A 7,369-nucleotide genomic window follows, 5' to 3' on the forward strand; every position below is an offset into this window, starting at 1 on the left:
AAAACTTCATCACAAATGTCCATTAATTCTGGGTGTGCAACACAGTGACCAGAAACACTTCCAATATCAGCTTTAATTACACTAACAGTTGTTTTCATTTTAAATACCTCAATAAAATTAAGTTTTATATAAACTTAAAAAATTAATTAAGCATATGGTAATATTTTTGGTTTGATTAGTATATAATTATTATGATTAATAGCTAATCAAAAATCAAATTCGAAAAATAAGAAAAAATAAAGTTATAATTTAAATCCTGTTCCGATAAATTGTACAACATCCCTTCCGGTATCATCAGTGATGTCAACATTTATGATAGAGGAACTTCTTCCATTCTTTTTACATACTGCTTTAGCCGTTAACTTATTTCCCTTAGGAGCGCTGAGATAATTAACGCTAACCTGCTGTGCAACAGTAGGAGAATGCAAATTATTGGACAAAACGGCAAATGCAAAATCAGCCAAAGTGAACATGACTCCACCCATAACTCCACCAACGGCATTTTTATGTCCTTCATTCAGCTCCAAACTACATTCGCAACTGTCATCATCCAATTTTTCCAGAAAAACACCAAGATTGGTTGCGAACTTATCGCCTTTAAAAAATTCCCTTGCTTCTTCAATAGAATTAAAAGTACTCATTTTTACACCTATTAAAGAATTTAATATTAATAATTATTAAAAATATCTATTCAACAGTGAAAATACAAACTATTTAATACATAAATACAAAATCAATTAATATGGATGTAAAAAATTACTTTAATGATTACAAGAAATACATGCTCATTTATATTGTTTTTGTGATTGTCTTTCTTTTTGCAATGTATAATGAGAAACTGTTTGCAGATTATCAGTATAAAGTAATTTTTCTATTAATAACAACGATTATCGGATTAACCAGTATTTATTATGCCTATAAAAATAAGATGGAACTGCATAAAATAGGACTGGTTTTGATAATCATATTTGGATTGATGATGGTGTTTTTAGCCCCTCCAATGAGTTTTCCGGATGAAGCCACACATTTCACAAGGGCCGAACTGATGTCTGAAGGCCACCTATATCCTAACATGACGGAAAATGGAGTTTATGTAAATAATTATTATTTTAACATGAATCAAGCCCAGAATGGTGCGACCATAATTAATCACGATTTCAATAATCCGATAACTGACCATAAGGGATACTGGGAATATACGACAGACAGCCCATTTTATTCATACATATTATCTGCATTGGGAATTCTATTGGCCAAAATATTGAATCTGACTGAAATATGGGCATTATATTTTGCCAGAATAGCTAATTTGCTGTTATATGGAATTGTTGCATTCTTCATGATAAGAACAATCCCAAAATTTAAACTGCCGTTACTTATAATAGCTACAATGCCCCTCTGCTTATCCCAGGCCTCTTCTCCAAGCTATGATGCTTTTATTTTAACGTTTTCACTGATTATCATAACTTATTTCATCAAAATGTACTGCGACGAAATAAACAGGAAAAATTTGGCAGTATTTTTCATTTCAATCCTGTTAATCAGCCTGATTAAGCCACCATACGTCATTCTTGCTTTTTTAACATTAATACTGCCTTATGAAGAAAGCAGACATAAAAAGTACAGTTTGATAATTGCTTTATTATTGATTGTTTTAACCATGATAAGCGTCAGCTCAATATTCGTATCTTTTGCGGATACTGCTCCGGCGTCAACCGTGTCACGTGGCGGACAGCTACAATTCATCATCTCACAGCCACAAGTATTGATCAATTTGGCTAAAAATATAATAGTTTCAATTCCTGACCTGCTAATAATGAAATCAAATTATTTCCATTATGCCGACTTTGAAGGATACAAGCTCTTCAATATACTGTATATCCTATCATTTTTAGTGTTTTCGTTGTTTTACAAACTGGATGTGGATTTGGAGAAAAACAAGAGAATAATACTATCAATAATCTTTCTGATTATTTATATTGGCATCTATGGAATTTTATACCTGCAATGGACTCCAGTGGGTTCAAATGTGATATTGGGAGTGCAAACAAGGTATTTCCTACCGATAATATTTATGATTCCTTTAATAATCAATCTGAAAAATAAAAAAATAGAAAATAAGGACATGTATGTCCTAACGTTCATAATAATATTCCTAACCGGATTGATGATGCTGCCGATAACCCATTACTATTAATATTCAATTGTTTTGAAAGCTTCATTAATGGCTGCATCCTGATTCATGGCTTCACAGACATCTTTAACTCTTTGCAGGTCAGCTCTTGTTTCAGGATATCTTGGAACTGCGGAGCATCCCCCATCATCAATTTTTGAAATTTCGAATGTTCCAATCTCTTCTGCGATTTTAGTGATTTCAATCTTATCCAAACCGATTAATGGAGACAACACAGGCATGTCAACGCCATATCTTGTTGCCAGAATATTATCCAAGGTCTGTGATGCGACCTGGCCGACACTGCTTCCATCAACAATAGCCTGAGCACCCATTTCATTTGCAAGTTTTTCTGCAAGCTTATACATTCCGGATTTGCATAAAACACAGGTCATCTTTTCTGGGGCTTCCTCTTTAGCCTTTTGGAGGTATTCACCATATTTTACAACACGCTTTTTGATAGGCACTCCAGCAGCATATTTTTGAAGCTGATTGATTATTTCATCATTGAGTTCCCTTGCTTTGGCGCTTGTGAACGGATCATTGTCACAGTATAGTGCGATTACCTCACATCCCCTTTTCATCATCAGATATGCTGCGACAGGAGAGTCTATTCCGCTTGATATTAAACAGACTACCTTTCCCTGAGTTCCCAAAGGCAATCCTCCAGGACCAGGAATCTTTTCATGATAGATGAATGTGTCATCGTCCCTGACCTCAACAAAGATTGTCAAATCAGGATTGGTCAAATCTACAGGAGCTAAAATCCTTTTTCTGACAACACCTCCACAATATGCGGCCATTTCCTGTGAGGTAAAATCATGTGTTCCCACACGCCTGCATTTAATTGCGAATTTAGTGTCCTCATTTATGATGCCTTCCTCAATCAGGTTTTCAACATATCCGCCCAATGTCTCGTCAATGTCTTCAAAGTTACTGTACGTTGAAATGGCCGGAGAATAAGATACAATACCGAATACCCTATTTAAATCCGTGACTGCCTCGTCAAAATTTTTAGGAAAAATATAAATCCTTCCCTGATTTCTATCAACGTCACAGTCTATTGCAGCCTTAATGTTTTTTACCAGTTTTTTCTCAAAACGAGAACGCACTTTTGAACTCTTTAAACCTACTTCACCATATCTTGCAACGATTAAATCATATTTCATTTAAACCTCTCACATTTGTTATTCCCTTAATTAATGTGCCCGCTTTGAATTAAGAGTAATCTTGCTGAAGATAATAGCAATCCCTTCAATATCTGAACAAGTTTATTCAAATATTACTAAAATATAACAGCACATATAATTTTTAATTTCAATCCTAATAAATATTTTTAAAAAAAAGCATGAATGAGAAAAGAATGGACTTTTCTCAAAAAATTTTAGATTAAATCGACAGCAGTCTTTAATGCTTCATCCATCTTATCGGTGTTTTTACCGGCACCCTGTGCTAATGTAAGACGGCCTCCGCCGCCACCACCTAAAACGCCTGCTGCAGTCTTGATTATTTCATTGATTTTGACTCCTTCATCGATAGCCTTTTGAGATGCTGCACCAACGATTTTACCGTCATTGTTACCCATAATAACAACATCAGCCTTGCCATTATCTGTAAAGTCTGTGGCTATCTTTTGAAGTTCCTTGAAGTCACCGTCAATTAATTGCTCAACAACTTTAAGGCCTTTGATTTCAACGAAATCATCTGCAAGAGAGTTCATTTTTAAGGAAGCAATTTCAGATTTTAATTTGTCAATCTCATTTTTCTGTGCTTTCCATTCAGAGAAGAACCTGTCACAGGTTTTCGGCAGCTGGTCATTGTCGACCTTGAATATTGATGAACTCTCACGCAAGATTTCACCGTCATGCTGCATTGAATCGATTGCTGCAAGACCTGCTGAAAAGTCAATTCTTTCAACACCGTCCTGAACCCTTTCAGTCTTGTTGATTTTAATCGGTCCAATCACACCAGTTCTTGGAACATGCGTACCTGCACAGGCCTGAACATCAACACCCGGTATTTTAACTACACGAATCATCTTACCCGGAACAATACCCCCCTGGTAAAGTACAAATCCGTATAGTTCCTGAGCTTCATCCCTTGTGTGGAACTGAATATCCAAATCAATGTTTTCCATCACATATTCATTAGCCAATTTTTCAATTTCGTTTAGCTCTTCCTGTGTGATACGTTTATAATGTGACAAGTCTATACGTGCCCTTGTAAGGCCATTTTGAGATCCTGCCTGCCATATATGCTGACCCAACACTTTTCTTGCAGCCGCAATTACCAAATGAGTTCCTGTGTGGTGACGTGCAAGAGTTATCCTTCTTGTCCAGTCAATCCCGGCACTGACTTTTTGACCAACAACGTCATCTGTAATGTCACCATCTACATGATGTAATACAACATTGTCAATTTTTTCAGCATATGGTATTTTAAATACATTTCCGCTGATGGAAACTTCACCTATGTCAGAAGGTTGGCCTCCTCCTTCAGGATAGAATGTTGTTTTATCAAAGACTAAACATTTCTTGCCATCCTTTTCGACAAGACCTAAAACTTCGGCTTCAAATTCTTGTTGGTAGAAATCTTTATAGAACAGCAAATCCGTTTCAGGGAAGTCGACTTTAAATGAAGACTTTTTATGGGTAGTGTCCTTTTCATGTGCTCCTGCAACCTGAGTGAAGAAGTTATCTGGAACATTTACAGTAAAATCATCACCTGCCATTTCAACAACAGTTTCAGGAGGAATTCCATGAGCATCATACAAATCTATTAACATGTCAAGAGGCATTTCACTTTTTCCTTCTTTTTTAAGCCTTTTGATTGATCTTTTAACGATGCTTTTTCCTTTTTTGACAGTAGCAGCATAACGTTCCTCTTCCAAAGTAATGATATTCATTATATGCTCTTCAGAATCACGGATTTCAGGATAGAATTTTGACAGGAAATCCAACTGTATCGCCATTACATCGGCCAGAGATTCCTTCATGTTAAGCTCTTTCATGAATCTGATTGTCCTTCTTAAAACCAGTCTGGCCAAGTAACCTTCCTTAACATTGGACGGGATGATTCCATCAGCAATCATGAAGGCCAAACATCTTGTGTGGTCTGCAATAATATAAATTGCTTCCATCGGTTCGGCAGCTTTTAAGTATTCGTCCAAAGAGAGATTTAGGCTATCCGCAACCTGCTGTCTTAATTCCTTTAAATCACCGATATCCTCAATATCCATCATTCCTGCAATCTGAGCATTTCTTCCCTGAATATCCTCATTAATTTCAACACCGGTCAACTCTTTCAATTTATCAACAACAGGTGCGAAACATGCATCATATGCGGTTGGAGTTCCCTGTGAAATCCATGCGATACGTTCCAATCCGTATCCCGTATCGACAACCTTGATTGGAATTTCCTTTTTGTCCCCATTTTCAAGGGTTTCGTATTGAATAAACACCAATGTTGCGAGTTCCACCCCTCTGCAGCATACCTCATAACATGGACCTTCATTACCTCCACCACTCCACCAGGATTTGATGAATGTGATCTCTTCCGTATTAATACCGATGTGAGCAAAGAACTCATGACAAAGCCTGATAGTTTCATCTTCCCAGTAAATAAAGTCATCTTCCTTATTGATTACTGTGTGAGTTCCCATTGTAAAACAAGTCATGTGACGACCTGTTCTTCCTACATTATCAACGTCATTAAGTCTGATTGAAGGCTGAGCCATTTCAATTGGATTTGCAGGAGGTTTTACAAGACCTGAAGTAATCCAAGGCTGGAAACAGAAAATGGATGCTCCAACCAAAAATACATCATCCCTCCATCTTTTAGCAAGAACAGGGTATCTGTGAACATGAGTGTGTCCTTCACTTTCTAAAAATTCTCTAAAGACCTGTTGGATTTCATATAAGTTGTATGGTTTGTCTGTTGCAGGATTTGCGATAAACTCATACTCATCACATGGAGCATCCCCACAAGTATCCCTATCTACCTGAGAGTAAAACTCCTGTCCGCAGGTCTTACATGTTTGCTTTTTATAACCTAATTTATCAAAAATTTCTACCATTTTAATCATTTTAAAAGATTGATTAGTAAAATATATGTTTTTTATAGGTTAAATAAGTTTCAAAATTAGCAAAAAATAAACGGAAATTTATCCTGAAAAAATAGATTATGGTATTGATCAAAAATTTCGATGGTTAAAAAGTAAAAAAAGAAATAAGGTGATAGATTTAAAAAAATCTATCCGAATAAAGCACCTAAACCAGCAGCTGCTGCTTCTTCGGTAACTTCTTCTTCTTCCTCTTCTTCTTCCTCTTCTTCTTCAGCAGCTTCAGCTACAGGTGCAGCTGCTGCAGGAGCTGCTGCTGCCATAGCGGTAGTTTCCATAGCTTCGTCGATGTCAACATCTTCTAAAGCTGCGATTAAAGCTTTGATTCTAGCATCATCAGCTTCAATTCCGGCTGCTTCAATAATACTTTTAACATTTTCTTCGTTAATATCTTTTTCTGCACTGTGCAAAATCATTGCCGCATATATATATTCCATGTTATCACCATTAGTTTATTTAAATAAATGTTTATATCTTAAAAAATTTTAAATTAAATTTTAACCAAAGAGAGCTCCTAATCCAGCTGCTGCTGCTTCTTCGGATGCTTCTTCTTCCCCTTCTTCCTCTTCTTCTACTTCCTCTTCTTCAGCTTCTTCAGCTACTGGAGCTGCAGCTACTGCAACATTAGCAAGTTTTTCAGCTAATTCGTCATCAATTGCACCTGCTTTATCAGCAACTGCTGATGCGATAGCTAACATTTTAGCTTGTGCGAGTCCGATAATTGGTTCTGAAGTTTCTGAAGTTAATATTGCTGCTTCTACACCAACATTAATTGCTCTAGTGTAAGCGAGAGTAATAATTGTGGAAATAGTTTCATCAGTAGGTATAGCTGCATTAACAGATAAATTAAACGCTTTAGCGAAAGCACTTTGAACATCTGCTAAAGTTTGTTCCTCATCGATTGCAAGTACGTCTGAAGTATAAATTGCTTCATCTTCATATACTGCTTTTAAATCAATTCCTACTTCCATTGGATTAATATCCATTCTTGATAAGGTAGCTGCAACACTTTTAGATACTTCTTCGCCTGCTTCGACAACAACAGTATCTTTTTGAACTACAATTTTACCTTTATC

General features: G+C 36.2%; 6 protein-coding genes and 1 pseudogene. 1 reads left to right on the forward strand and 6 read right to left on the reverse strand.

From position 1 onward, the window contains the following. Both ACKI2W_RS00595 and ACKI2W_RS00600 read right to left on the reverse strand, forming a co-directional pair. On the reverse strand, positions 1-98 hold a 98-nt coding region (locus ACKI2W_RS00595; RefSeq protein ID WP_407378506.1), incomplete at its 3' end, for a fructose 1,6-bisphosphatase. A gap of 144 nt (positions 99-242) precedes the next feature. Beyond that, a complete protein-coding gene (locus ACKI2W_RS00600) occupies positions 243-641 on the reverse strand; it encodes a PaaI family thioesterase (protein WP_407378496.1) in 399 nt (132 codons plus the stop codon). A gap of 101 nt (positions 642-742) precedes the next feature. On the opposite strand from ACKI2W_RS00600, the gene ACKI2W_RS00605 reads away from it, so the two are divergent. Next, entirely contained in the window at positions 743-2,197 is a 1,455-nt protein-coding gene (locus ACKI2W_RS00605; protein WP_407378498.1) for a DUF2142 domain-containing protein, read from the forward strand. Here ACKI2W_RS00605 and thiI read toward each other — a convergent pair. From thiI to rplP0, 4 genes and pseudogenes are all read right to left on the reverse strand, one after another. After that, positions 2,194-3,342, reverse strand: a complete 1,149-nt coding sequence (gene thiI / locus ACKI2W_RS00610) for a tRNA uracil 4-sulfurtransferase ThiI (RefSeq protein WP_407378500.1) — start codon at positions 3,340-3,342, stop codon at positions 2,194-2,196. The genes ACKI2W_RS00605 and thiI overlap by 4 nt on opposite strands. Before the next feature lie 215 nt (positions 3,343-3,557). Continuing rightward, entirely contained in the window at positions 3,558-6,257 is a 2,700-nt protein-coding gene (gene alaS / locus ACKI2W_RS00615; RefSeq protein ID WP_407378502.1) for an alanine--tRNA ligase, read from the reverse strand. 167 nt (positions 6,258-6,424) lie between these two features. Beyond that, positions 6,425-6,730: a 50S ribosomal protein P1 gene (gene rpl12p / locus ACKI2W_RS00620; protein ID WP_407378504.1), complete on the reverse strand. Its 306-nt coding sequence runs from the start codon at positions 6,728-6,730 to the stop codon at positions 6,425-6,427. 60 nt (positions 6,731-6,790) lie between these two features. Then, positions 6,791-7,369 (reverse strand): annotated as a pseudogene (rplP0, locus tag ACKI2W_RS00625) (50S ribosomal protein L10); the annotation flags it as partial.

Source organism: Methanobrevibacter sp., from assembly GCF_045603845.1.
Classification (GTDB): Archaea; Methanobacteriota; Methanobacteria; order Methanobacteriales; family Methanobacteriaceae; genus Methanocatella.